25 protein-coding genes are annotated in these 23036 nt (G+C 67.2%); all 25 read right to left on the bottom strand.

The annotated features are described in order from the left end of the window. Nucleotides 1-20: 20 nt before the first annotated feature. The 25 genes from ACLJQ7_RS01545 to ACLJQ7_RS01665 all read right to left on the bottom strand — a co-directional run bounded on the left by ACLJQ7_RS01545 (nucleotide 21) and on the right by ACLJQ7_RS01665 (nucleotide 23035). Nucleotides 21-380 carry a WhiB family transcriptional regulator gene (locus ACLJQ7_RS01545; protein ID WP_410646288.1) on the bottom strand — a complete coding sequence of 120 codons (360 nt, stop codon included), beginning with the start codon at nucleotides 378-380 and terminating at the stop codon, nucleotides 21-23. Then, nucleotides 380-1879: an SCO6880 family protein gene (locus ACLJQ7_RS01550; protein ID WP_410646289.1), complete on the bottom strand. Its 1500-nt coding sequence runs from the start codon at nucleotides 1877-1879 to the stop codon at nucleotides 380-382. The genes ACLJQ7_RS01545 and ACLJQ7_RS01550 overlap by 1 nt, the downstream gene beginning before the upstream one ends. Next, complete coding sequence (locus tag ACLJQ7_RS01555) at nucleotides 1876-4080, bottom strand: hypothetical protein (protein WP_410646290.1); 2205 nt, start codon at nucleotides 4078-4080, stop codon at nucleotides 1876-1878. The genes ACLJQ7_RS01550 and ACLJQ7_RS01555 overlap by 4 nt, the downstream gene beginning before the upstream one ends. 22 nt (nucleotides 4081-4102) lie before the next feature. Continuing rightward, nucleotides 4103-4783 carry a hypothetical protein gene (locus tag ACLJQ7_RS01560; protein WP_410646291.1) on the bottom strand — a complete coding sequence of 227 codons (681 nt, stop codon included), beginning with the start codon at nucleotides 4781-4783 and terminating at the stop codon, nucleotides 4103-4105. A 9-nt stretch (nucleotides 4784-4792) separates the two neighbouring features. Beyond that, entirely contained in the window at nucleotides 4793-5125 is a 333-nt protein-coding gene (locus ACLJQ7_RS01565) for a hypothetical protein (protein WP_410646292.1), read from the bottom strand. Continuing rightward, on the bottom strand, nucleotides 5122-6321 hold the full coding sequence (locus tag ACLJQ7_RS01570; protein WP_410646293.1) for a MinD/ParA family protein: 1200 nt from the start codon (nucleotides 6319-6321) through the stop codon (nucleotides 5122-5124). Before ACLJQ7_RS01570 ends, ACLJQ7_RS01565 begins: the two co-directional genes overlap by 4 nt. 5 nt (nucleotides 6322-6326) lie before the next feature. Next, the gene (locus ACLJQ7_RS01575) at nucleotides 6327-7451 is read right to left on the bottom strand and encodes a C40 family peptidase (protein WP_410646294.1); all 1125 of its coding nucleotides are present in this window, start codon (nucleotides 7449-7451) and stop codon (nucleotides 6327-6329) included. Further along, nucleotides 7451-8077 carry a hypothetical protein gene (locus ACLJQ7_RS01580; protein WP_410646295.1) on the bottom strand — a complete coding sequence of 209 codons (627 nt, stop codon included), beginning with the start codon at nucleotides 8075-8077 and terminating at the stop codon, nucleotides 7451-7453. Before ACLJQ7_RS01580 ends, ACLJQ7_RS01575 begins: the two co-directional genes overlap by 1 nt. Next, nucleotides 8074-9087: an alpha/beta hydrolase gene (locus ACLJQ7_RS01585; RefSeq protein ID WP_410646296.1), complete on the bottom strand. Its 1014-nt coding sequence runs from the start codon at nucleotides 9085-9087 to the stop codon at nucleotides 8074-8076. Before ACLJQ7_RS01585 ends, ACLJQ7_RS01580 begins: the two co-directional genes overlap by 4 nt. A 173-nt stretch (nucleotides 9088-9260) precedes the next feature. Further along, a complete protein-coding gene (locus ACLJQ7_RS01590) occupies nucleotides 9261-10301 on the bottom strand; it encodes a hypothetical protein (protein ID WP_410646297.1) in 1041 nt (346 codons plus the stop codon). A gap of 359 nt (nucleotides 10302-10660) precedes the next feature. After that, nucleotides 10661-11767 carry an aminotransferase class I/II-fold pyridoxal phosphate-dependent enzyme gene (locus tag ACLJQ7_RS01595; RefSeq protein WP_410646298.1) on the bottom strand — a complete coding sequence of 369 codons (1107 nt, stop codon included), beginning with the start codon at nucleotides 11765-11767 and terminating at the stop codon, nucleotides 10661-10663. Then, nucleotides 11757-12275, bottom strand: a complete 519-nt coding sequence (locus ACLJQ7_RS01600; RefSeq protein WP_410646299.1) for a hypothetical protein — start codon at nucleotides 12273-12275, stop codon at nucleotides 11757-11759. The genes ACLJQ7_RS01595 and ACLJQ7_RS01600 overlap by 11 nt, the downstream gene beginning before the upstream one ends. Nucleotides 12276-12335: 60 nt before the next feature. Further along, the gene (locus tag ACLJQ7_RS01605; RefSeq protein ID WP_410646300.1) at nucleotides 12336-12620 is read right to left on the bottom strand and encodes a hypothetical protein; all 285 of its coding nucleotides are present in this window, start codon (nucleotides 12618-12620) and stop codon (nucleotides 12336-12338) included. 36 nt (nucleotides 12621-12656) lie between these two features. Continuing rightward, the gene (locus tag ACLJQ7_RS01610) at nucleotides 12657-13049 is read right to left on the bottom strand and encodes a hypothetical protein (protein WP_410646301.1); all 393 of its coding nucleotides are present in this window, start codon (nucleotides 13047-13049) and stop codon (nucleotides 12657-12659) included. A 535-nt stretch (nucleotides 13050-13584) separates the two neighbouring features. Continuing rightward, entirely contained in the window at nucleotides 13585-14358 is a 774-nt protein-coding gene (locus ACLJQ7_RS01615) for an AAA family ATPase (protein ID WP_410646302.1), read from the bottom strand. Further along, nucleotides 14355-14879 (bottom strand): hypothetical protein, encoded by a 525-nt coding sequence (locus ACLJQ7_RS01620; protein ID WP_410646303.1) that lies wholly within the window; start codon nucleotides 14877-14879, stop codon nucleotides 14355-14357. Before ACLJQ7_RS01620 ends, ACLJQ7_RS01615 begins: the two co-directional genes overlap by 4 nt. Beyond that, nucleotides 14876-15895 (bottom strand): AvrD family protein, encoded by a 1020-nt coding sequence (locus tag ACLJQ7_RS01625; RefSeq protein ID WP_410646304.1) that lies wholly within the window; start codon nucleotides 15893-15895, stop codon nucleotides 14876-14878. Before ACLJQ7_RS01625 ends, ACLJQ7_RS01620 begins: the two co-directional genes overlap by 4 nt. 171 nt (nucleotides 15896-16066) lie before the next feature. Beyond that, on the bottom strand, nucleotides 16067-16297 hold the full coding sequence (locus tag ACLJQ7_RS01630) for a hypothetical protein (RefSeq protein ID WP_410646305.1): 231 nt from the start codon (nucleotides 16295-16297) through the stop codon (nucleotides 16067-16069). 296 nt (nucleotides 16298-16593) lie between these two features. Then, complete coding sequence (locus tag ACLJQ7_RS01635) at nucleotides 16594-17208, bottom strand: hypothetical protein (protein ID WP_410646306.1); 615 nt, start codon at nucleotides 17206-17208, stop codon at nucleotides 16594-16596. Nucleotides 17209-17399: 191 nt separating this feature from the next. Further along, complete coding sequence (locus tag ACLJQ7_RS01640; RefSeq protein ID WP_410646307.1) at nucleotides 17400-18095, bottom strand: hypothetical protein; 696 nt, start codon at nucleotides 18093-18095, stop codon at nucleotides 17400-17402. 38 nt (nucleotides 18096-18133) lie between these two features. Then, the gene (locus ACLJQ7_RS01645; RefSeq protein ID WP_410646308.1) at nucleotides 18134-19111 is read right to left on the bottom strand and encodes a L,D-transpeptidase family protein; all 978 of its coding nucleotides are present in this window, start codon (nucleotides 19109-19111) and stop codon (nucleotides 18134-18136) included. Between the two features lie 92 nt (nucleotides 19112-19203). Continuing rightward, nucleotides 19204-21129, bottom strand: coding sequence for a protease pro-enzyme activation domain-containing protein (locus tag ACLJQ7_RS01650; protein WP_410646309.1), 1926 nt, complete (start codon nucleotides 21127-21129; stop codon nucleotides 19204-19206). Between the two features lie 348 nt (nucleotides 21130-21477). Beyond that, complete coding sequence (locus tag ACLJQ7_RS01655; RefSeq protein WP_410646310.1) at nucleotides 21478-21876, bottom strand: hypothetical protein; 399 nt, start codon at nucleotides 21874-21876, stop codon at nucleotides 21478-21480. Further along, on the bottom strand, nucleotides 21873-22643 hold the full coding sequence (locus ACLJQ7_RS01660) for a hypothetical protein (protein WP_410646311.1): 771 nt from the start codon (nucleotides 22641-22643) through the stop codon (nucleotides 21873-21875). The genes ACLJQ7_RS01655 and ACLJQ7_RS01660 overlap by 4 nt, the downstream gene beginning before the upstream one ends. Before the next feature lie 95 nt (nucleotides 22644-22738). Continuing rightward, the gene (locus ACLJQ7_RS01665; protein WP_410646312.1) at nucleotides 22739-23035 is read right to left on the bottom strand and encodes a hypothetical protein; all 297 of its coding nucleotides are present in this window, start codon (nucleotides 23033-23035) and stop codon (nucleotides 22739-22741) included. Nucleotide 23036 lies beyond the last annotated feature (1 nt).

Raw genomic sequence — 23036 nt, forward strand, 5'->3', positions numbered from 1 at the left:
GGCAGGGGAACGGAGTATCACTATGCCGCCTCTCGTCGACTGTCCTGCTCCTCGCGCCACAGGCGCCGGATGATCTGGTAGTCCGGCTGGGAGACTCCACCCCAACTGCCGTAGGCCTCCCCGCGCAGTAGAGCGCCGGCGAGGCACTGGTTTCGCACCGGGCAGTCCCCGCACAGCATCGCGACGCGTTCCCGCTCGACAAGGAGGTCATGCCCGCGGAACCGGGCGCTGTCTGGCGGGAAAAACCACTCCGGGTCAGTGGTCCGGCAACGACGGGACGGCTCCTTCTCCACGACAGACTGCAACGTCCAGGGGTCGGCTTCGAGGCATCCGTCGATGTCCGCGAGGCGCTGAACGTGGAAGCTCGTTGGTCCACGCATCAGGCCACCGCCATTCCCCGTGCGAGCGGGTAGGTGGACAGCACGGCCACGTCGTGTTGGGTGTCCTGCCAGTCCAGGTCGGTCAGCGCCGACTGCGCAGCCTCGTTGGCGACCCGCATGCACGCCCGCCTGAGCTCCGCCGGATCCGAGGCGGTCACTGAGATCGCCATCGACCAGTCCACTCCCTGATGCCCGGAGCCGGGTGCGAGATCGTGCAACCGGCGCGCCGAGGCAGACAGCATGACCTCGTCAGTGCCATCGCCAACCCGCCCTTTCTGGTCGGCGCCTTGCAAGGACGCGCCGTCCTGGGCGACGTCGACGACGGCCCTGGCACGGGCGACCCTGTCGGGGATGAATTCCATCCGCACGCTGAGCGTGCGGATCACCGACGGGTTGACCGCCGTCAGCAGCGGCGCCAGCCAGCGCGGCCCCAGCTTCGCGGGGGCGATGCCAGCACGGGGGAGCACCGCGGTGCGGGTGTGCCAGCGCTCGTTGACGATTTGGCGGTCCCGTTCGGTGCGATAGGACTGCCAGCAGTTCTCCCAGCGCACGCCCTCGTGTTGATCGATCGGCCATCGTGGGTCTTGCAGGCTGCGCAGCATCGCGCAGGTCCGCTGTTCACCCAGGACACGCGGCCGTGTCAGCTCGGCGCGGACGGCGAGGTCTGCCATCCGAGCGAGTTCCTCGTGCACGAGCCCGGCCCATCCCGCGACACCCTCGCCGTAGGATTGGGACTCCTCGAAGAATTCACCCGTCAGCGGGATCCGCGCGATGAGGTAGTTGCGATGCTGCTCGGCTGACACGGCGGTGAGGTCGATCAGGTCCTCGTAGGAGGCGATGATGTCCGCGAGGCCGCCACGCCGCGACACTCGGCCGGACACGAACGCGCGGTGAGGTGCTGGGTCGTGCGGCACGATCCGGTTGAGTTGCTGCAATCCGCGGATGTAGCTACCGGCCTTGCCCAACTGCGCGAGCAGAACACCGTACTGGATAGACGCCGCATCGTAGGCTCGATCAGTACGCAGGCCGGACGCCTGGCCCTGGACCTCCATCACCACGGACAGATAGGCGCGCTCCCCGGGATTGTGGTGGTGCAAGATGAACATCGATTCCAGGCCGGTCCCCGCTAGGTCGAGTGGCTCGACACGCCCGAGCGGGACAGGACGATCCCACAACGGGAGCGGCCACGAGTCCGGTTCCATCTGGTGGATCTGCGCTGGCGCGGTGTACTGGGTTTCGCCGTTGCGGCGCCGGATCCGCCATCTGAAAGCCCACATCCATTGCTCGGCGATCGACCGGCGCTGCGACCACGGACGGACCAGGGCGTAGGTCAGTCCGAGCAGCGCGAATCCGGCGGCTGCGCCGCCCATGCCGCCCACGCCGAGCCACAAGATGAACGCCCCGGCAGTGGACATGCCCAACAGTGCGACCGCGGGTTTCGGCAGCGACCCGAACAGACCGCGTCGCCCAATCTCGCCTCCGAGTACGGAGATCCTCATCGTCGGTCACCTCGCACCACGTCTTCGTCGACTTCCGGAGCGCGATGCGCGGAGGTGCGAGCCTTGTTGAAGCCCGCCACCGCGGCCTGGGCGACAACACCCCATGGCCCGGCGGCTGCCCCGCTCGCTGCCCCTGCTTGCGCGGCGCCGGCAGTCGTTCCGGCGGCGGCGCCGCCGTTCACGAACGCGCCACCTGCAGCGGTCGCGGACTGCCGACCGGACGATGCCATGCCACCGGCCTGGCCGGACGAACCTGCCGAACCGGCAGAGCCCGTGCTACCAGGAGCACCGGTGCTACCTGGGTTTCCGGGGTGTCCCGCGGCCGGAGTGCCGGCACGGGGCTGCGGCCGCTGAGACCCGCGAGGTGGTTCCTGCTGGCGGGCGTAGTTGCTCTGGATCGAGTGGCCGTCTCCGGCGCCGGCTGGGCTGCCGCCGGATGCAGACCCGGCTCCCCGGACCGCAATCGCGCCGACACCCGCGCCGACGACAGACGAGGTACCGAAACCACCTGATGGCTGGGTGTCGTGGCTGTCAGACTCGGTCGGCAGCAGAGGCGCGTACTTGAGAAGCGAAAACGGTGCCAGGCCCACCATCAGCATCGCGAACCCGGCTGAGGCCAGTTGCGCCAGCAGAGGCAGGCCGCCGCTCTGCATCGCTGGAATGGTCAGGTTGCCATCAATCACCGCGAAGATGAATCCGAGCAACAGGAACAACAGCGGGGGCATGAACGCCATGCCGACGAACATCATCGGTGGCTTGAGCGCTTTTGTGCGGTACTTGGGATGAATCAGCATCCCCCACGAGATCCCCGCCACGGCGCCGGCCAGCGGCAACGCCACCGACTGCACCACCAGTCCCGCGAACACGGCGAAGGCGCCCAGAATCATCAGTAAGAAGATGAGAATCGCGATGAATACGCCGCCGGGAAGGAGCGCTACGGAGACCTTCCCGAGCAGACCGAGTTTGACCACGGCGGAGTTGAGGTAGCCGGCGTCCCACGCGGCGATGCCGTTGGTCAGACCGCGCGTCATCTCCAGCAGCACCGTGGCGATAGCGGGGGAAAAGACCGCGAGGAACAGCCCGAGGGGTAGGCGTTTGAACAGAGCCTCCTGTAGTTCCTCCCGGCCCCCGCCGCCATGGGCCGTCCGCCACAGCATCAGCACCGCCATGAATGCCATGGTCACGATGCCGATTCCGCTGCTGGCCGCATACATGCTGAGGAACCAGGGTGCCGTGGGGTCGAAATTCCCCACGCTGGCCAGCCCTTGCAACACGGTGGTGGTGAAGGTCGTGGCTCCCTGGTGCAGCGCGTTGGCGAGATCATCGATGGCCGATGATGGATTCGCGACGAACTTGCCCACCTCGGCCGGAGCCATCGCGACCCCCGCGAACGCGTCTACCACCCACTTCCCGCCGGTATAGAGCGTGTCTCCGACGAGCTCGAGGAACCGCTTCACGTTGTCCAGCCACGACGAGTTGCTTTCGATGAACGCCGCCATTCCCGTGAACAACTTCCCGATGGCGACGTTCCATTCCACACACTGCGGATGCTGAACCGGGTCGCTGGCAACCTTGGCGCAATCGACGAAGAACGCCTTCTCACAGAATGGGGACTTCGCCTTGACACACGCACCGGTGAACTCCTCCACCGGAAGCTCGGATGGGTAGATCGGCGGTAGCGCCTTCATCCGCTCCAGGCTCGCAGGATCCGGAGCGGAGACCCAGGTGAAGCCCCACGCGTTGTTCGCCAGGTTCGCCCACTTCTGCAGCCTGTTCGCGCACCCACCCTCACCGGTGGGCACCCGGTAGGCGTCCCGGTCGGCGGCGCTGGCCGGGAACAGTTTCGGCAATGACGGTGGCTCCTTGTTCGGATCGGCGTCCTTACCGCCAAAAGGGCCACCCCAGAACAGTTTCCGGGACTCAGGAGGAAGCGACCAGTACATCAGCCGCGGCTCGTCGAGCATGATCGCGTTGAGATACAAGCCGACGTTCCCGCCGTGGTCGATACAGGACGGATCACGAAACCACGGGGCGTCTCTGAACTCCTCGGTACCCACTACATATTTCCGCAGTTCGGCGGGAAAGCCTTGCGGCAGCTGTCCTCCGCCGACCGGGGTGTTCGGGTCGGCCACCGCGCTGGGCGCGGCCATGACCAGGAACGCCAGCACTGTCAGGATCAGTGCGGCGATACGGTGGAACATGCTCCCCCCTAACGTTCATGCGTTAGTTGATGTAGTAGGTGTAAAGGCCGTTCGTCAGCGGTGCGGTCGCAGGAGCGGTGGTGGGGGCTCCCGGTTGCGGGCCGGAGTTCGCGCGCAGCCCCGCCACCTTCCAGTCGCCGGTCTCCCACAACAGCTGGATGGTGTGAGTGCTCCAGCGCGCGGCGGTGTTCGTGCCGCCGCCGATAGCGTCCCCGGACCCGACCGCAACGACCCACACCTCGACCGTGGCGGCAGCGTCGGTGTAGGCGGTCACCCGCGTGGTCGCCGGGATCTTGCTGGTTTGGTCGGCGCTACCGGGCCGGGTGGAGAGCGCCTGCCGGGTGCCGGCGTCGGCGGTGCTGGCCGTCCACGTCGTACTCGCGACCTCCGGGGCGGCTTGACCGTGGGCGAGGTTGTTCACCAACTGCACCGCGTTGATGCCCGCCGTGGCGGCACCGGCGCGATCGCGGGTGTAGCCGGAGGGCACACCCTGGCTGATCTTCGCCGGGCCATGCGGTGCCGCGACGAGCACGCCCTCCGGAGCGATTCCGGTCACCGGCCCGGTGCCGCCCGCAGCAGGGGACTCGGCCGGGATCACCCAGCGGCCCAGAATGGCCCCGGTCACGAGCGCGGACACAGCGACACCGATCCACAGCCCGTTACGGGAGCGGCGGTCCGAGGTGGGCTGCGCGAGGTTCGTCATGATCATCTCCTAGAAGAGGGCGACAACTGCTCCGAAGATGATCCCAATACCAGACACGACAGCCAGAGCCATACCCAGACGTTTGATGCCGTCCGTGTGTTCAAGGATGCTGGCCTGGTATCCACCCTTCTTGGCCTCCTGCAGTTGGTAAGCGGCGCGGAGCGCACCGCCGGCCAGCCAGACAAACGTCAGTCCCCAAAGCCCCGCGAGGACCTTCTGCCACGCCTTGGTGAACTGGATCCCGAAGACGTTGAAATCTGGTGTGATCCCGTCGAACGGGTTCCTGCTTCCTTGCTGGGAAAGAAACTCCACTGCCGTCTGTGCGAGGTAGACATTGCTCATTGTGCTTTCGCCCTTCGTGCGGGCAGTTCGGTGACCGAGGCGTCGGCTCCCCGTGGCTCGGTGCTGTCCTGCGTGTCCGCCGGTCGCTGTGCCGATCCCTGCTTGTGCCGGCCGGTGCCCGGCGAAGTCGGCATCTGGTCCGGCCGGGTGCTTACCCGAGCGGCGAGCTGGTCGGCGACCGCGGCTGCGGCGGCGACCCACGCTCGCCGCGATGCCTGGCTGATCCGGTCGAACACGACAGGTGCCCCGCCGGCCAACTGAGGGTCGAAGGGGACCTCGACCACGACCGCGGTCCGCGCGCTGAAGTACTCCAGGACTCGTGACCTCACTTGCGGATCCGGCGCGGTCGTCGACGGGTTGATCACCGTCACCGCTGTTGTCGCCAGATCCGCGCGGCCGATCGCGCTCAGAGTGTCGAGCATCCACGCTGCCAGTTGTACGACGTCCGGTTCGCAGGTGATCGGCACGACCAGGACGTCTGCCTGATGGGCGGCCCACTGCCATGCTCCTGATCGCGGATTCGTGCCGGTGTCCATCACCGTCAGGCGGTAGTAACGCGATAGCAGCAGCCCGACGCGGCCGGTCTCGGCCGAGCCGATCTGGCTTCGTCGTGTCGCTTCCGCGTCGGCGGCGAGAATTTCCGCGCGGCTGGGTTGCGTTCGTAGATAGTGGCTCATGTCGCCCGCGGAACCGGCCGGTCCGATCAGGCGCTCGAACGCACCGAGGAGGTGTGTCACAGTGGTGGCCGGTGTGGCTACCTCGGCCCGCTCGGCGAGCGTGCCGCGTGCCTCGTTGTTGTCCCACACCACCGTCGACCCGCCGCGCAGCGCGGCGAACACGTGGCCGAGCATGAGCGCGGTCGTGGTCTTGCGGGAACCGCCCTTCGGGTTCGCGACCATAATGAGCCGTGCGCCGCCGATGTACTGGCGCACAGCGACTTCGGCAAGGCGGTACCGGATTTCGGTGTGGCCTGGCTTCGGCTTGATGACACCGAAGGTGGCGCGGCGAAGCCTGCCTCGCCAGCCCCAGGTCGCGGGGTCGGCGGTGACCGGCGGCGCTGCGGCCAGGCTGGCGCTGTCCAGCGCGCGAGGTTCGGGCGCCTCCGACGGCGCGTGTGGTGGTCGTGGCGTGCTGCCCATGCGGGTGAGATCCACCGGTTCTTCTGCGCCGTATTCTGAGGCATCGCCGGGTCGCATTTCTTTCACCTCCCTGGAATCGGCCGAGCGGCGACACCGCGGAAATCTCCACCGGTGCGTACAGTCGACACTTTGACAACGTCACCGCTTTGCGGCGCTTCGAGCATCTGATGCCGGCCTTCGAGCTGACCGAGGTACATGGCGACGTGGTGGGTACCCCAGAACAGGAGATCACCCGGCTCTGCAAGGGAAAACTGCACCACTAGCTTCGCGTTGGTCAGCTGTGTCCGCGATGGACGGGTGAGTGTGACACCCGCCTGGGCGTAGGCGTACGCGGTCAGCCCGGCGCAGTCGAACCCGATCTTGTTGGAATCACCGTGCTTGTCGGCGGCGCCGCCGCCGTCACTGACTCCCTTAGTCGGCCCGTCGGCGTTGCCGCCGCCCCAAGCGTACGGGGTTCCCAGCCACGCCAGGCCCGAGCCGATCGCTTTCGCGGTTTGTGGTGTCGGAGCGATGATCAGGCCCGATACCCCGGCTTCGGGCGGCAACGTGACCTCGTTGCCGCGGATGGTGACGGCGATCTTACCTTTCGCGGATTGGTCGGTGCATCGTAGTGGTGGGCCGGAACCGTCGTAGAGCGCGTTGGTGATGGCTTCGGCGAATGTCTGCCATTGGGCGTATTCCTGTGCCCCGGCGCCGCTGCGCTGGACCTCTTGGGCGAGGTCGTGGTTGGTCCGTGGGTCTGTGTCGTAATCGGGAACGCGTTTCAGCAGGACGGTGAAGAATCCACCAGCGGCCGCGGCAGTGTCGTGCGGGTCGTAGCCGGTGTACGCGTCGTACGGGCCGGGTGCGATCTGCTGGAACGTTCCGAGTGCCCGGCCCGAGTCGTTGTGGGGGTCCAGTTTGGACTCTTGGTAGGCCGTCTGGATCGCGACGGTCGCGCCGCGTTTGGTGATCCTGCGGCCCTTCGCGGTGCCGAGGATCTTCTGGACAGTGTCGACCTTCTCCGGTGACAGGGTGATGCCGCCGAAGGTGTTCCCTGGCTGACCATGTGCTGTTGGCGTGACTGTGGGTGCAGTGCAGGTCGGCGGACCGGGAACGGCCGCCTCGGCCTTATGGCCGCCGAGCACCAGGACACCACTGACGACCAGCGCGACGACGGCGGCGGGAACGATCAACAGGGCCTTCATCAGCCCGCGTCCACTGCGACATCGACCAGCCACCGGTCATCGTCGCCACGAACCACGCGCCGAGTGCTGACCAGCGGTAGCGTCTGGAACGGGCGGCCGTTGGCGAGCTGAGTGCGTGCTGCCGACACCTGCACGTAGACCATGGACGGTGTCGTGGGCGCTTCCGGGTTGATCGTCGCCTCGACCTGGTCGCAGCGAGCGGCCAGCTTCTGAGTCTGCATCTGCTGATAGGTCTGTGCGGTGTCGCCGTGGGTGGTATCCGAGGCGGTGGCTTCCGGAGTCGCGTAGGTCGCCGCCCGGGTCAGGTTCCCGTTGATCGGCTCCGTGAAGTCGGTTTGGCAGAACTGCCGCATCCATGCGGTCGTCACCCGGAGCGGATCGGTGAACAGGGCAGTGTCCACATGTGGAGGTGCAACAGCAGGCGGTACCCCGGTCGGTGCAGCGTTGGCGGAGGTCGGCGTGATCGGTGCGACAGGTGGCAGCGTGAACTGTCCCTGCGCGGTCGGCGAGGCCGGCGCCGAACCCTGCGGCGACGGCGCCTCCGTGGGTTCTTGGTACGAGCAGGCGCCCGCCGTCGCCGCGAGTACCAGACAGGCCAGCAGCATTTGTGCCAAGCACCGGGTCATGACCGGCTCCGTGCGGTCTCTGTCAGCACGCGGTGTAGCCACCCAGAGGCGAAGTCGGTGAATGCGCCGCCGTCACGCGCGAGCGCCAGCGAATGCCCGGAGCGTGGCTGCACGTAAGTCGTCAGCGGCGCGGTGAAATAGCCATGCTCGGCCGCGAGCAGAGAGGCCGCGCTTGCGCAGTCCACGGCGGTGCACGCCCAGGAGTCCCTCTCGCCGTTGGCTTCCAGCACCGGAGCGGTGATCCGTCGCGAGGTGTCACGGGAGAGGCCGGCCAGAACGCCGTCGGGAAGCTCGGTCGCGCTCGCGACGTCCTTCGTAATCTCATCGGCAGCGAGCACGGCCGGGTCGACCTCGCCGTAGGCATGAAAGAGGGAGCCGCGGACACCAGGTCGGGTCGTCAGATATCCCAGGTCCAACGGGCGCCCCTCCGATGCGGCGGGGTACATGGAGGCCAGGGAAGTCAGAAGGCCACCGGGCGCGATCCGGTGGCTGTAGCCGGTGAGGATGAGGGCGTCGACGTCAGCCGGGTGACGGGCGGCGGCGATGACGGCGGCCATGCTGCCCAATGAGTGACCGGCAAGTGCGACCCGGGTGTGTTTCCGACCGGTGAGAACGCCGGACCGGACGCGAGTGATGACCTGATGCAACGCGTCGGCCTGCATGCTGGCCGAGACCAGGATACTTAATGGCTGAGAGCTGCGGCCGGTGCCGATCCGGTCTACGGCCAGTGTCGCGAAGCCGGCGCTGGCCGCGCGTGCGGAGTAGGAGTAGTTCGGTAGGCCTAGCCCAGCCCAGTAAGTGCGATTGTAGGTGCCTCCGGCGACCAAGACCTGCAGCGGAATGTCAGCTGCCGGCAAGACGGGAAGGCAGAGCGTCGCGTGCATCCTGGCGGCAACAAGTCCAGAGGTCACCGGGATATCCATGTCGGTGCATGCGGGGCGGGACGGATTCGTGGCCGCGGAGGCACCGCCCGCGGCAAGTACGCCCGCGACGAGTGCGATGAGGAGCACGACAGCGGCGTGGACCGGGCGACGGCTACGACGGTGCCGTCCACGCTGTCGTCGTCCGGTCGTATGCACGGGAATGGACCGGCGCGGGTGGTTGCGGGTACTGGAGTGACGTCCCCTCATATTTCCCCCTACAGGAAAGGTTTTGTGGTGTGCAGCCGTTCGGCGAGCGGCGCTTATCCAGTACTGGTTGCCGTCCACGCGCGAGCCACACTCGCCGCGAGCGCGTAGTTCGCACCACCGGCCGCGATGGTTCGCCGTCCGAGGCCGCAGGCCGCTCCGATCGCGGTGACCGGCCCTCCGAGGGCGTCAGTCATCAATGCCAGTGCCGTCCGCGTCTCGTCCGGGTGTTCTTCCGCTACGACGCCGGCGATGACGTCGATCCCGCGCCTGAGCTCACGCAGCGCGGCGAAGAAGTCGGGGTCTGTCGAGGGTGCGGCGCTGCCGTGCGCAACTGGGAGATGCACGCGGGGCACAGAGACGCCGCGTTCGGTGAGGACGTCCGCGAGCGCGTTGACAAACAGCACTGCCGCGTCGAGGTCGGCCGGTTCGAACAGCGCCCGATGCTCAAGATCCCCGTAGCACAGGTGCAGGATCCAATGGGCATCCTTCGCGACGCTGATGGTCTCGGCGACCTGGCGGGCAAGCTGCGCCGTCAGTTGCGACCAAAAGTCGCGCGGCGTGGCGTGATAGGCCAGAAGGATCGATGGGCTTTCCAGCTGCAGCTGGACCGCGTCGCCCCAGCGGTCGGCGATTTCGCGGATCTCGCCGTTGAGCATGGCCTGGGCATCGACCATCCAAACCGGTGCTGCGGCAGTCGAGCCTGAGACGAAATAGGCGAGGTCCAAGGCGTTCGGGATGCTGACCTGAAGCCGCTGCGGAATCTGGTCACCGATGAGACGGTCCTTCACAGCGAAGGCGGCGGCGGTCTGCTCGACACGGCCGAGGGCGAGATCGGCGGGTGAGAGGCGGTGACCGGGCTCGACCGTGTAAAAGGGCATGTCGGTGTACCCGCGGCTCTTCCCTGGGCGGGCTTTGACCAGCCCGGGCACCAATTCCCGGGAGTCGAGCCAGGCGATGATCCACCGGTCGTCGGTGATGTCGAACGGCAGCCCGGTCAGGGGAACACCGTGCTGGTGGTCGAGGTGCCATTGCATGGTGGAGAACGGGTCACCGCCCGCGCCGAGGGGGACGGTCCCGACTGGGTGGATCTCCATCGGGCGGGAAGCCCACTGGTTCCGAGGTGGAGCGGACGGTGCGGATACGGACATGACGTGTTCCTCGGGAAGTCGGACCAGGCGGCTGGGCATGGTCGGATGTGGGAGTGGAAGTGGTGCGCGGGGGCGCCGGGGGGCGAATCGCCCCCGCGCAGCTCGGGTGCGGCGGCCGCAGGACGTCGGTGTGTCTGCGTCCGCCGCCGGCATGCCAATGCTTCAGCATCGGCCAGGCGGTGATTCATGTTCGGAGAAGCTGCTGCGGGTGTGGTGGAGCGGACATGGGGGCCTCGCGGGCCTGCCATCACCGGGGGAGAGCTCGATGGCCTTGGCGATTCGCGACGCGGGTCGAGCCGACGTGTTCATCTGTTCTCCTGGTTGCTAGGAGAAAGCCAGGCCTTGGCCGGCCGGGGGCGGCCGGTGATCCAGGTGTGCGCGGACCTGAGGAAACAGTCGTTGTCCGTCGGGGTGCCGACGGTGACTCGGACTCCGTGGTCGGCGACGTCCATCACGAGAACTCCGTCGTCGTAACAGTGTGCGGCAAATCGTCCTGAGTCCTCGGCGAGCGGAAGCCACACGTAGTTGCCGTGTGACTTGCCTGGTGCGTAACCGATCCGGCGCAGTTCTGCGATCACGCGGGTTCGTTCCGCGACCACGCGGGAGATGTTGCGGTCGGTCGATGCACGACTCTTGAGGGCCGCGACCCCGGCCATCTGGGCAGTCGCGCTGATCTCTCGCGGGATGGCGGCGTCGCGCACTTTCCGCGCCAAGTCGGTCGGCGCTACGCCGTATCCGATCCGTGCACCGGCGAGCCCATAAGCCTTCGAGAACGTCCGGACGACGGCAATGTTCTCATGCCCCGCGGCCCAGTGTGCCTGGGCCAGCTCGACGCCGTCGGGGACATCGGGATCGGTGACAAAGTCGCGGTACGCCTCGTCGAGCACGACCGTGACGTTGTCGCCAAGGTTGGAGAGGAACGCGCGCAGCGCGGAGGTCCGCGCGACCGCGCCGGTGGGGTTGTGTGGATTGACCACAACGATCATGCGCGTTGCTGGGGTGACGGCCGCGAGGACCGAGTCCAGGTCCAGGGCGTCGCCGCCAACGTGCGGAACCCGTTGGGCACCAACTCCCGCTTGCCGGGTGAAGGTTTCGAACGCGTCGAACGCCGGTGTCGTCCACAGGACTGCGTCGTCCGGACTGGCGCACACGATTCGGGTGAGGCGCTGCAGGATCGAGGATGACCCTGCCCCGAGCATGATCTGCTCCGGCGGTGTCCGCAGATGTGCGGCAAGCGCGGTGACCAGGGCCGCGCTGTGCGGGTCAGGGTAGCGGTTGAGTTGCACGTGGTCAGCGATGGCGGCACGGACAGGCGCGGGCGGGGCATGTGGGAGTTCGTTGGCGGCCAGGCGCGTGATGCCGCCGATTCGGCGCGGTGTCGTGCACTGCGGGGGGTTCGTGTCAGTTGTCATCGACAGTCCACACCGCTGAGCTCCAGGACGCCGATTGCAGTCGTTCCTTGAACGCGCCGTTGCGGAAGTCGTTCTGTGCTTGTGCGACCCTCGCGACCGCAAGGGTATCCAGGCGGGGAACGCGTTCCACGTCCTCATTGAACGCGGGGTCCGTACGTGCCTCGAACACTGTCGCGACCTCGGCGGAGAGATTCACACCGACGTGGGGCACTCCTGCCCCGATGGTCATGATCGAGTGAGGACTGTGTATGAACAGGTGCTCGAGTTCGTCGCCGACGAGGGAGGCGACCAGGCCGTGCGCTACGAAAATGGTGATTTCGGAACGCGCGTGCATGTGCGGCAGCGCGTGATGGAAACCGGGCATGCGCACGATGCCGGACGCCAGGGTCTTGATCGGCGCGACTCCTGTGTGGACAGCTGGGGCGAGCAATTGACGCTGCGGCCCAGTTTGATAGTCAGCTACTGGGTTCGTCGTGGTGTGCAGCAAGCGCTGCAGTTGGTGGGTCATCGTGGATCCTCCTTGGACAGTCAGTAGTGGAGGCTTGTCAATCGCAGGTGCAACCCCGGTTCACAAAATGGTGGGTACATCGGTGATCAGGACCCCGGCCTCCTCAACACCGGCGAATCCGGATACTCCGGTGATCTGCCGACCGTTCGGATCGAAGTTCCCTGCCGGCCCGATCGCGTGTCTCGGGATCAACGAGTCCGCCCAGTCTTGGGCTGGAGTGACTGCACCTTTTCCACTCGGTACCAATGTTTCCGCGTCGGCAGAGCCGATACCGAGGGTCGCTCCGGTGATGGCGATCGTGCTGAGCAGCAGGGCGGCATTCAGCAATTTCGTCAAGGTGAACATGAAATGTCCTTTCCGGACCTGTGGGCAGGTCTGAGGTCAGGCGGATGGGTCGTGCCCTGGTGAGTCCATGTGGGCACCCGGTCTTCGCGCGAAGGTGTTCGCTGGGATGTGCAGTAAGGACACGGAAGGGCCGGGGTGGTGCAGGTTGTAGAGCCGGATCAGCAGGTCGTAGCGGGCCGCTACCGCTGTCCCGGCGGCGGTGGAATCTCGAAGTTGATCGAGGCTGCGGCACACCTGCCGGTAGACCACGTCGGTAATGGAAGCCTTCCCCAAGGCGAAGCGCGTGTGGGCGGTGCGACAGTGGCCGAACATGCGGCTCTCGTGCTTGTCGCCTCCGTCGGTCCGTGGCCGCCGCGGATAGCGCGCGCCGAGCCCCTGGAATCCGAGTTCGACCTCCAGGAGCTGCGGGACGAACAACTTGTCGATCACCTGGGCCGCAGCCGATGTCGCGGCGGCGCCTGCGCGGTAGACCTCGAAGGCACCTGCGAGCTCGGCTAGCTCCGGCTCGCTGAAAACTGCTCATGCCAGGCTCCGCGCCAACGTCTGCCGCGCGTGCGTCCAGAAGGTCACGATCGGGTAGCACGGCGGGATCGCGATGCACTAGCGCACGGGCAATGTCCCAGATGTTGTGGGACCAGAACAGAAATTGCGCGCGGGACAATGCGCCATCGACCGGGAGATGCCCAGTTGGGACTGCCATACGTCGCGCGCGGTCGAGGATCGGCTCCAGCGGTGGCAGCGTCCCCGGCGTTCCGTACTCGAGCACGGTACGCAGGTAGCTCTGCACAAAATGGACTTGTGCGGCCTGGTTTCCCTGAGCATGGCGGAAAGATGCATAACCCAGGTGCCGCAGGTGCCTCGCCCAAGTCATCGGAGGCCGATGACCGGTACGCCGGAACGGGTCTGGCTTGTCCGGGCCTCCCCGCCCGCTGATGATCTTTGTCGGGGTCATGGAGCTCTCCGATCAGTACCGCAGGGCGTAAGTGATCCGGCGGTACAGGGATTTGCGGCGGCGTGCTTCGTGAACACGCGCATCGGCTTCGATGAGGTCGGTCGCGGCGCGGACACGGTCCTCGGCTCGCGCGATCGCCTCGTTGACCGGCATCACCAGCGGTAGCTGGTGGTGGTCCACGATCTGCTCGACTCGCTCGGCGATCGAGCCCCGGACGATCAGGTACGGGAGGCCGAGCTCGTCGAGCGACTCCAGCAGGAGTCTGTCCGAGAGCAGCCGGAACTCTTCCGACACTGGCCGGTGCCGGTCCGCGTGCATGCGGAACTCGACAGGCAGATGGATGTAAGCGTCGTAGAGTCGCCGGGCGCGGTCTTTGGTGAGGTCGCCGTAAATGTCCATGTACTGCTGATAGAACCGTCGTACGCGGTATCCCGAGAGAGTTTTGAGCTGCCGCAGTGCCCAGTTGGCGCCGGGGTTGATCCCGACTCGCATCCGGGCTTCGCCGTATACCCACTCGTGCACGACCGACCCGTCGGAGACGAACCCACCCGGGATCGACTCGTTCGCTACGCGCTCCTCGAATCGTCTCAGTCCGAGCTTGATCAGCTCCATCGCCGACAGCTCCTGGACCTGCTTGCCGGGAACGACGTCCGCGAGGATTTCGCGGGAGGTCTTGGCGTGAGTGCGGGGGAGACCGGTCGCCAATGCCACCGCCTCGGTTGTAGTGCTCTTGCCGGTGGAGTAGGTACCCGAAATGGCCAGGCGCAGGGCCTTGCTTGCACTCATGTCGATGCTCCAGAGAAGACGCGGTGAGCCGCAGGGGCGAGGGCGTCGAGCGGGGGGTGGCCGGTGCCCAGCCAACGGGCGAAGCGGACGTGCTCGTGATCGCCGAGGGCGGCAGGTTCGACAAGCAACGGAGACTGCAAGACCGGTGGTGGTGTCGCACGGGAACGGGTGGACTCAAAGAAGCGCTGGCCACGCTCGCGGAGTTTCGGTGGCAGCCACCCAAGGAACGGGATGCGTAACTCACTGACGTAGCCGGTGAACTCCGCGAGCTTCATCAAGTCTTCCGGGGCGTCGATCAGTTCTTCGGTAAGCAGGGGCACGATCGTCGGCATTTCGGCGAGCACCACCAGTAATGGCGCGCCACCGTCGACATGCTCGGCGATCTCGGCTTCCTGCTCACGGGTCGGCCACAGGCCGCTCGGACGCCAGCGCGCTGGACCGGTCCGGATCCAGCTCAACCGGGCAGCGCCTTCGACAACGATAAGAATGTCGTCCTGGCGGAGTGCGGGGCTGGCGTTCATGCGGACTCCCGGCCGGTTGGAAGTTCGTGCGCTAGACGGAACTGGAAATGCAAACCGCTGAACAGGGCCCGCCACGAGGAAGTACGCCACGTGCCGCCGGCGAAGTTCACCAGCCCCGTACGGGTGACCGAGGCCGAGGCGCGAAACGGCGTACCGAGACGCTGGTGCGGAGGCGGACCGACCACGTCGAATTTGCGCAGCCACAGGGTGTTGCTGTCGCCGCGGTCCACGTCGTCGAGGTCGTAGAGCAAACTTTGAGCGAGCTGTGCGAGGACGATCATGCCGTCGATCAAGGTGATGGCGGGCTGGTACCGCCCGGCGATGCCGTTTGGGTGAATCTCAGCGCCCATGACGCGCGCGGTCGCGGAGACAACAGTGTGATTCTCAGCCACAACGACGTCGCGCAGCTCATGATCACGGGTCTGGAATCCGGTGCCGAAATAGCGATGTGCCGGATCGCCGAGCGCCTTTTCGGCGCTGACTATACGTGGCCCACTCGTGCGGACATGCAGATGGCGGGGGTGAACGACCTCACACAGAGTCGCCAGTCCGCCGACATTACCCGTCAATCGCGTGAGAGCGGCATGAGTGTCGCTCTTGGTCACAACACGCTGCGCTGACATTGACACATCAGTGAGCTGTTGCTGGGGGGAGCTTCCGGCCTTGACGGTCAACCGTCGGATCGTCAGCCCGCGACGTTGCTCATCGGTGAGGCCGAAGGTCGCGGTGAAATACAAGTCGGCGAGTTGCACGGCCAGCGCCGCTACGTCGAGGGAACTCAAGTGCGGTGTTCGGAGTACGTCGGAAGTTTTGGAGGACCAGTCTGGCGGATACCGCAGCCGTGCATGGGCGGTAATTGAGCTGTCGCGAGTATCCAGGACAGCGTTGGTGATCTGGTGTGACACTCGTTTGAATCCGTCGCCGAAGTAGCGATCGGCACGGGGCCCAAGCTGATCGTCGATTGAGTCGAAGCGACGCGCCGTCCGGCGAATGGCATTGGAGTATGCGTCGTGCACGTGAACTCCTTGTCGAAAGTGTGGCGGAAGCGGTGGTGGGGCCGGGCTTCGGGGAGGGGATGAAAGAGGCCCGGCCCCGGTCCAGCGGCCGATCACGGCGTGGTGTCCGCAACGATGCCTTGCGCGTCGTCAGCGTGCCTGGATTCCGCAGTGCGGTCTCCGCGTGTCCAGCTACAACTCGCGGCTGTCGGGCGTTCTGAACGTGATGCGCGTGCCGTCCGGCGCAGTGCCCGTGGTGCCGGTGCCGTGCAGGTGGGAGGCGGGGCCGGCCTGCGTCTGGGTGATGTGGCCTGGTGCAGCATCGGCGAGGGCGGTTCCGGCGGCGGCGAGAGCAGCGCCGGTAGTGATCGCACCTAGAAAGAGAGTGGCGATGGTACGGCGGGTGAAGATGTTGTTGGACATAGTGGTAGTTCCTCCAGTAGGTGGGCAGAGCTGGTGACACGACAGGTTGAGCGGTGGCACCAGCGGTGCGGCCGGGCGAACGAGGGGCGGGCGGGTGAACCGGCGTATTTAGCTGCTCGTGCAGCTTTACGACGGTGTGTGATGTGAATAACCGTTCACTGCCGGTTGTGCTGGTGGGGCGCGTGGAACCTCGCGCGCGGGACCTGTTCCGTTGCGCCGGGTGGGGGCGGCTTGGTCACGTGGGCTTCCACGGTGACCAAGCCGTGTCCGTGATCCCGATCAGCTCCGGAGCCGGTTCAGCACCACGGGACATATCCGGTGCCGCCGCCGCCGGGTCCGGTGCCTTGGCGGATTTCCCACAGGTCGCTGCGCATCCAGCCGCTGCGCCATCCGCCCGAGGTGTAAAGGCTCATCCAGCCCCAGGTGTAGCCGCCGTGCGGGATCTTGCAGCCGACGTAGGCGGTCGAGTTGCGGTAGCCGAGGGCAAGGACGCGTCCGCTCGGGACCGATGCGCGCAGCCGGGCACCGTTGGCGGTGATGTCGACGTAGGAGCCGCCCTGCGCCTGTACTCCGCCTGCGGAGCGCATGGCCTGGTTGTCGCCGCGGCGGTGCGCCAGGCCCGACCACGGGTCGGACTGCAGGCCGCGGACTTCGGTCCCGTCCGGCGCGATCGCGGGTACGTCGCTTCCCGCGAGGCCACCGGGAACGGGGCCGACGTCCGCGTCGGGGGCGAGTTTCAGTCTGGCGTGCGCGGAGCCGGGGTCCCAGTTGCCGTCGATGCTGATGACCCCGGAGGGTGCGGCACTGGCGGTGCTCGTGGTCACGGCGGCCCCGCCCACGGCGAGTGCGCCGAGTGCGAGCGCGGTCAGCGCGATCCGGCCGCGGCCGGTTGTGGTGGTCGTCGAGTTCACGTTTCTCCTCCAAGATGCGGCGAAAGCCGCGTCGTCGTTCATTCACTGTTGGGATTAAGGGAAAACCCGGTGCTTTCCCTCGGGTTGTTGTCCGTTCCAGCCGGTTGGCACGCCCGTGAGGTGCACGAGCCTTTCCGCGGGAACGGGGAGAGGCGCCGGGGCAGCGCTGGCGGGCACTGCCCCGGCGGGTATCACCCGGTCACCGCGTGGTGGCCCGGTCGCGGCGGGACCGGCGTGGCGTCCTTCTCCGGTGCCGTGCCCGCCCGCGGCTTACCCGCTCCGGGCTTGCCGGTCCCCTGCGTCGGGGTACCGGGCTTGCCGGTGGGTTTGCCCGTGGGGGCCGGCGTGCCGGTCGGGTTGGGTTTGCCGGTCGGCGGCTGTGTGGTCGGCGGGGTCGTCGCCTTGTCACAGCTCACTCCGGCGGCGGCCACGGTCTGGCTCTTCGTGCCCTTGGCGTCGGTGATGGTGACGGTGATGCCGACGACGCTGGGGCCGCCGCCCTTTCCGGGGACGACCTGGAAGAACTTGGTGTTCTGGGCGCTGCCGGAGAAGGTGACCTTGGTGACCCCTTGCTCGCAGGTCGCGGTGACTGAGCCGAGTGCCTTGCCGCCGACGGTCAAGCTGCCGACGGTCGCCTTGGCGTAGCCGGGCCGGGTCTCGGTCGAGATTCCCGACGCGGAAAACGACATTCCGGAGAGGGAGCCGCTGTTGGCGGCCTTGTTCTCGTTCCCGGTTGCCCTGACACCGAACGCGGTGGATCCGGCTGCGGCGGCGGCCGGTGCTGTGGTGGAGGCGGTGACGCCGATGACACCTGCGGCGAGGATGACGCCGATGCCGGCGGTCACGAGCGGCCGGCGGGTGGCAGGTCGTTCGAGTGTGTGGACCACGTGGTCCCCCCTTGACTGAGTGAAGTGAATGCGGGTGGTCACGTGATCTCCACGAGGCTGCCCAGGGGCACGGTTCGGGAGATCACGTCGAGTGCGTCGGCGGGAACGCGGATGCAGCCGTCTGAGGAGGCCCGCCCGAAAACCGCTGGGGTGGGCCAGGAATGGATGCCGACAGTCCCCGGGCCGCCGCCATAGCTGGAGTAGGTGTCCGAATGCGACCCGAGCGGCAGGACGACACGGCTGAACGCTTTCGGGCTGGTGTCCAAAATGGATGAGAGGATGAAGGTTCGGCCCACCGGGGTGATTGCGCCCGGCTTGCCGATGCCGACCGTCCAGACCCCGATGTGGCGGTCCTGTTCGAACAGCGTCAGGGTGAAGCGAGCGCGGTCGACGACGAGGCGGTGCTTGCTGCGTTCGACGGAGACGGCCGGGTCATCGAGGGACACCCAGCCGGTGGATCCGTTGGGACGGCTGGGAAGCAGGACCTGCGCCCAGCCGGGTTCCTCGGTGATCACGGGGACTTTCGTTTCGGTCCTCAGCTCGCCGAACGTCTGCTGCGCGGGGAGTGCCGCGATCGGCGGCCCGCCGGGCTGCGCGTACACCGCGATCGTCGCGGTGGGGTGGATAATCCGGCCCGAGGTGCGCGCACTGGGCGCGGGGTCCTGTGGTGCGGCGGAAATAGTGGTGAAGGTCGTAGCGTGGGGGAGTTCGGCGAGGCTCTGTGCGTTGATCTCCTGCGGTGCCACGATCGGTTCGCTGGCTGACGCGTGCGGGGTGTCGGGCAAGGTGGTGATCGTCGCCGTCGGCTCGCCGGAGGTGATGATGATCGCGGCTGCCAGCGCGATTGTGACGGCGGCCAGCCCCGCGATCGCGGCCAGCCCGGACCGGCGGTTCCGTGCGCTCGAGGGCGGCTCCGTCGAGCCGCGCCGTCCCGGTGGGGTGTTCGGGCCGAGCGAGGCGTCCTGCTCGTGTCCGGTCTGATTCGGTCGCGGGGTCTGGTCGCCGTCTTTGTCCATCGGAGCCTCCTTTCCTGGGGATTACTGGGATGTGGCCGGGGTGCCGTGGCGGCGCGTTCCTGCGAGGAGCGCCGCCACGGCACGAACCGGGGCTACTTGCTGAGCGCGGCCGGGAAACCGGCGGCCGGTGTGCCGACGCCGGTCAGCGGGTCCCAGCCGGGGCCGCTTTGCAGCGACTGAGGCTTCTGGTCGAAGTCCACGAGGTAGCTGCCCTGCCCCGGGGGAACGGAGACCCCGCCGTAGGAGCCCAGCCGATCGGTCCAGACCCCGCCGTCGCGGTGCTTGACGTCCGAGATCGCCGTTGTTCCCGCGAGGTCGTAGATCGCGGGGTTGACGAACCCGAGCCGATCGATGCCCGCGGCCTGCGCGGAGGCGGCGATCATGCCCGCCAACAGCGGCGAGGCGAGGCTGGTGCCTCCGGAGGCGTATTCGACGTAGCCGTGGCCGGGAACGGTGTGTCCCACGGCGAAACCGGTGTAGGCGTCGGCCAGGGCGGCGATGTCGGGAACCGCTCGGCGGGTGCTGGACACCTTGCCCGCCTGGTACTCCGGACGCTCGAACACCTGCGACACGCCACCGCCGGCACCGCCCGCGAACGGCCCGTCCCTGTCCTGGGTCGGGACATAGCGGTCACCGGACTGGACCAGCCCGGTGGAGGTCCAGCCGGTGTCCCAGAGTTTCTTGCCCGCGCCGTCGATCGCGGCCGAGGTGCCGCCGACGGCGGTGACCCACGGGTGCGAACTCGGGAAGGTCGCCGACTGCTTTCCGCCGGTCACACCGGACAGGTCGCCCGCGTCGCCGGAGGAGAACAAGATCGACTGGCCCTGGATGGCGGCCTGGACGCCGATGGAATCCATCAGCTGCCGGGCTGCGGGCGACGCGGTCGTCTCGTCGCCGTTGTAGGCCCACGAGTTGGTGATGATCCCGACTTCGTTGTCCGCGACGGCCTTGTTGAGCGCGGTGTAGAGACCGCGGCAGTCCCGCCCGGCGTAGTAGGTGATCTTCGCCGCCGGGGCGATGGTGTGCGCTGCCTGAACGTCGAGGGCCTGTTCACTAGCCCAACCGTCGGGCTCGCAGGCGGGGTCCGGGTTGAATCCGCCGTCAGGCAGCTTCACGGTGTACTGGCCGGGTGCCAGTGGCGGCGAGCCGAATTTCGCGGCCGCGCGGTTGGCGTCGGCGAAGGTGCGGTCGCTGTTGTAGGCGGCGACGATGCCGATGTTTGTTCCGGCTCCGGTCTGCGTGGCGGTCAGCCCGTACAGTCCCCAGGTCTGCGCCGTGTTGTAGCCGCAGATTTCGTTGGACTGATCGGGATATTTGCGGGGCACGCTGGTGTTGACGGTCTGGCCCCAGTACGTCGCGCAGCCCGTCCCGGCCACAGCCTGTGCCTGTACCGCAGGCGCGCGGCGATCCACCCGCTGCGGAGTGATGGTCTTCTCGGAGTCGTCCAGTCCGACCACCGCGGTCACCGCATCACGAAGGGAGGCGGGAAGGGTGATCGCGGACTCCGGGGCGACCAGGTTCTCGACCTTGCCGTGCTTTCCGCGGTGCTGGTAGGTGGAAAGCTTGGCGCCAAAGGCTTTTTCCAAGGTGGAGGTGTCGGCGACAGCCTCGATGAGGTGCCGGTTCGCCGACACCGCGGTGATGCGGACGCCCTGCTTCTGCAGCCAGCCGCGGACCTTGTCGACGGTGTCGTTGGTCGCGGCGAACCGGTTTGTGAACTGGTCGGCCGTCAAGACCTTGCGGTAGTGCGGTGAGCCGGGCGTGCTGATCGCCGTCGCCAGCCGCTCGGCGCCGGCCCGATCTCGCAGGGCCAGCGCGACCTGGATGCGACGCTGGGCGCCGCCGTCGGTGCCGCCGACCTTGGCGGCCGGTGTGGCCCAGGCCGGTGTGCTGCCCGTGACGGCGACTCGGTCGCCGTCCTGGCCGGTCGTGGCGATCGCGGGTGTCGCGGCCGTGATCCCGGCGAGCGCCGCGCATCCGGCGATCACGCCGGCTGCGCGAGATGGTCGTACTGCCATGTGTTGCCCCCGTTACTCGGTTGGCGTGTGCAACACGCCGAAATAGTTGCGCGCAGGCCCTCAATTCACGGGATGGGAAGAGTCGAATAGGCGCAATGCCGAACGGTGACTTCAGCTTTATTTCCCGTGTGGGCCACCCGCGTTCCGACGTGCGGCCAGTGACTTCGATGCTGGCCTGTGAACTGGGGTGTCCCGGCTCACGACTCACTCTGCACAACCGTTAAATGCTCTGTCAACCAATTACGAAAAGATTTTCTTGCCGCATTTTAATGCACATTTTTGGGCACGGTGAAGCGTTCGAGGACCGAGTGGTATAGAGGTCCGCGAACTGTCGAATGAAGGTTTTGTTTATCGGATCGGGTGTGGCTCCACCTTTTCCGCGACGAAAGGGATTCCTGATCCGCACACGGTCGCGTTGGCTAGTGGGTCGAAGGTGTAGCCGGTGATGCGGACGCGTTCTTGGGCTGGGGCGCCTTCGAACACGGCGCGTTCGTGGTCGGTCGCGACCTGGCCGACGAGCCGGAGTTTCTGCCCGTGGTCGGTGACCATTTCCGCGCATCCGACGTGGTCGGTGCGCCAGGTAGCGGTGCCGTCGACGACGATCTGTGGTCCGGGCCGGTCGGTGGGGGCTGGGTGCACCCAGCCGGTGGTGGATGGTGGGGATGGCCCGGGGGCGTCGCTGCTGCAGGCGAGAAGAGAAGCGGCGGTCGCGGCGAGCACGAGGGCCACGCTGGCCGGGGGATTCATGCGCTGCCTCCGGGGTGCTGGTGTGCCGCGCTGACGACCTTTTCCGCGACCAGGATCAGTGAGTTCGGCTCCTGCATCCGCGCCATTAAGGGAGCCAGCAGGGCGTGCGCTCGCGCGGCGGTGAATCCCCGCCCCAGCAGCCAGGCTTCGCGGGACTCTGTGCCGCAGCGCCGGACGGCGTAGATCTCGCGGGTCCGTGCGATGTAGCCCACCTGCCAACATCCCGCCCGTGCGAGCGGCTGTTCGATCGGGTCGTCGCCCTCGCGTCGCCACAGTTCGCCGTAGTCCTCGCCGCCGATGGTGCCCGCAAGACCGCCCGGTGCCGCGTCCCGGCGGGTATCGGCCAGAAGAAAGTAGGAGACCTCCTCGAACACCGCTACTCCGGCGGGAACAGCGGGGGAGCGCGCCCATCCGGCCGCTGCTTCGGCGAGCAGTCCCTCCTGAGGCTCCATCGCGATCACAAAGGCTCGGAGGGCTCGCTTCAAGGCAAGGATCTCCGCATGGATCCTGCACGCCTCGCGATAGCTGTCGTGTACCTTCTCGGACTCGGCTCGCACTTCAGCGCGGCGAGTGCGCGCGAACCAGCTGCGGCGGAATTGCGAGAGGAGCCGTCGTAGCCGCGCGTATTCGGCGATGTCGGCGGCTGCTCTGTCGGCAGCGCGTTGCTCCAGGTCCCGCACGTGGGCGTCCATCCGCAGGACGTCGGCGGCGGCGTCACCGCGGGGGCGACGTTGCTCCAGCAGCATCGCGGCGACCTGGGCTGGCACGGTCGCGCTCTGCTCACCCAGGTTCAGTATGAGTCTGTGGGCATCCGGGCTGCTTTCCCACCACGGTTCGGCTGGCGCGGCAGAGGCGGGGGTGGTCATGCCGCTGCCATCGACGCATGCGCGACCGGCTGTGGCTGACCCGGTGGTGTCGGCGGTGAGGAGGGGGCGAACCAGAAGTTGGTCGTGTCCGGATCGATCGCGTAGGTGGCGAAAACGCTGTAGCCGGCGGTGCGCATGGCGGCGACGAGTTCGTCTGTGGTGGTGTGCAGAAATCCGGTGAAAAGCGGCGTCGCGCGCGGGTCGCGCGGCTGGCGGGCGACGTGCGCCCAGCCGGATTCGTCGTCCCGGACGAGAACGAGAAGCGGGGCGACGGGCGGGGTGGAGTCGGTCATC

The organism is Amycolatopsis sp. cmx-4-54, assembly GCF_046548895.1.
GTDB lineage: Bacteria > Actinomycetota > Actinomycetes > Mycobacteriales > Pseudonocardiaceae > Amycolatopsis.

Coding starts and splice junctions, on each gene's coding strand:
- ACLJQ7_RS01545 (WP_410646288.1), bottom strand. CDS start 380: ATGCGTGGACCAACGAGCTTCCACGTTCAGCGCCTCGCGGACATCGAC.
- ACLJQ7_RS01550 (WP_410646289.1), bottom strand. CDS start 1,879: ATGAGGATCTCCGTACTCGGAGGCGAGATTGGGCGACGCGGTCTGTTC.
- ACLJQ7_RS01555 (WP_410646290.1), bottom strand. CDS start 4,080: ATGTTCCACCGTATCGCCGCACTGATCCTGACAGTGCTGGCGTTCCTG.
- ACLJQ7_RS01560 (WP_410646291.1), bottom strand. CDS start 4,783: ATGACGAACCTCGCGCAGCCCACCTCGGACCGCCGCTCCCGTAACGGG.
- ACLJQ7_RS01565 (WP_410646292.1), bottom strand. CDS start 5,125: ATGAGCAATGTCTACCTCGCACAGACGGCAGTGGAGTTTCTTTCCCAG.
- ACLJQ7_RS01570 (WP_410646293.1), bottom strand. CDS start 6,321: ATGCGACCCGGCGATGCCTCAGAATACGGCGCAGAAGAACCGGTGGAT.
- ACLJQ7_RS01575 (WP_410646294.1), bottom strand. CDS start 7,451: ATGAAGGCCCTGTTGATCGTTCCCGCCGCCGTCGTCGCGCTGGTCGTC.
- ACLJQ7_RS01580 (WP_410646295.1), bottom strand. CDS start 8,077: ATGACCCGGTGCTTGGCACAAATGCTGCTGGCCTGTCTGGTACTCGCG.
- ACLJQ7_RS01590 (WP_410646297.1), bottom strand. CDS start 10,301: ATGGAGATCCACCCAGTCGGGACCGTCCCCCTCGGCGCGGGCGGTGAC.
- ACLJQ7_RS01595 (WP_410646298.1), bottom strand. CDS start 11,767: ATGACAACTGACACGAACCCCCCGCAGTGCACGACACCGCGCCGAATC.
- ACLJQ7_RS01600 (WP_410646299.1), bottom strand. CDS start 12,275: ATGACCCACCAACTGCAGCGCTTGCTGCACACCACGACGAACCCAGTA.
- ACLJQ7_RS01605 (WP_410646300.1), bottom strand. CDS start 12,620: ATGTTCACCTTGACGAAATTGCTGAATGCCGCCCTGCTGCTCAGCACG.
- ACLJQ7_RS01615 (WP_410646302.1), bottom strand. CDS start 14,358: ATGAGTGCAAGCAAGGCCCTGCGCCTGGCCATTTCGGGTACCTACTCC.
- ACLJQ7_RS01620 (WP_410646303.1), bottom strand. CDS start 14,879: ATGAACGCCAGCCCCGCACTCCGCCAGGACGACATTCTTATCGTTGTC.
- ACLJQ7_RS01630 (WP_410646305.1), bottom strand. CDS start 16,297: ATGTCCAACAACATCTTCACCCGCCGTACCATCGCCACTCTCTTTCTA.
- ACLJQ7_RS01645 (WP_410646308.1), bottom strand. CDS start 19,111: ATGGACAAAGACGGCGACCAGACCCCGCGACCGAATCAGACCGGACAC.
- ACLJQ7_RS01650 (WP_410646309.1), bottom strand. CDS start 21,129: ATGGCAGTACGACCATCTCGCGCAGCCGGCGTGATCGCCGGATGCGCG.
- ACLJQ7_RS01655 (WP_410646310.1), bottom strand. CDS start 21,876: ATGAATCCCCCGGCCAGCGTGGCCCTCGTGCTCGCCGCGACCGCCGCT.
- ACLJQ7_RS01665 (WP_410646312.1), bottom strand. CDS start 23,035: ATGACCGACTCCACCCCGCCCGTCGCCCCGCTTCTCGTTCTCGTCCGG.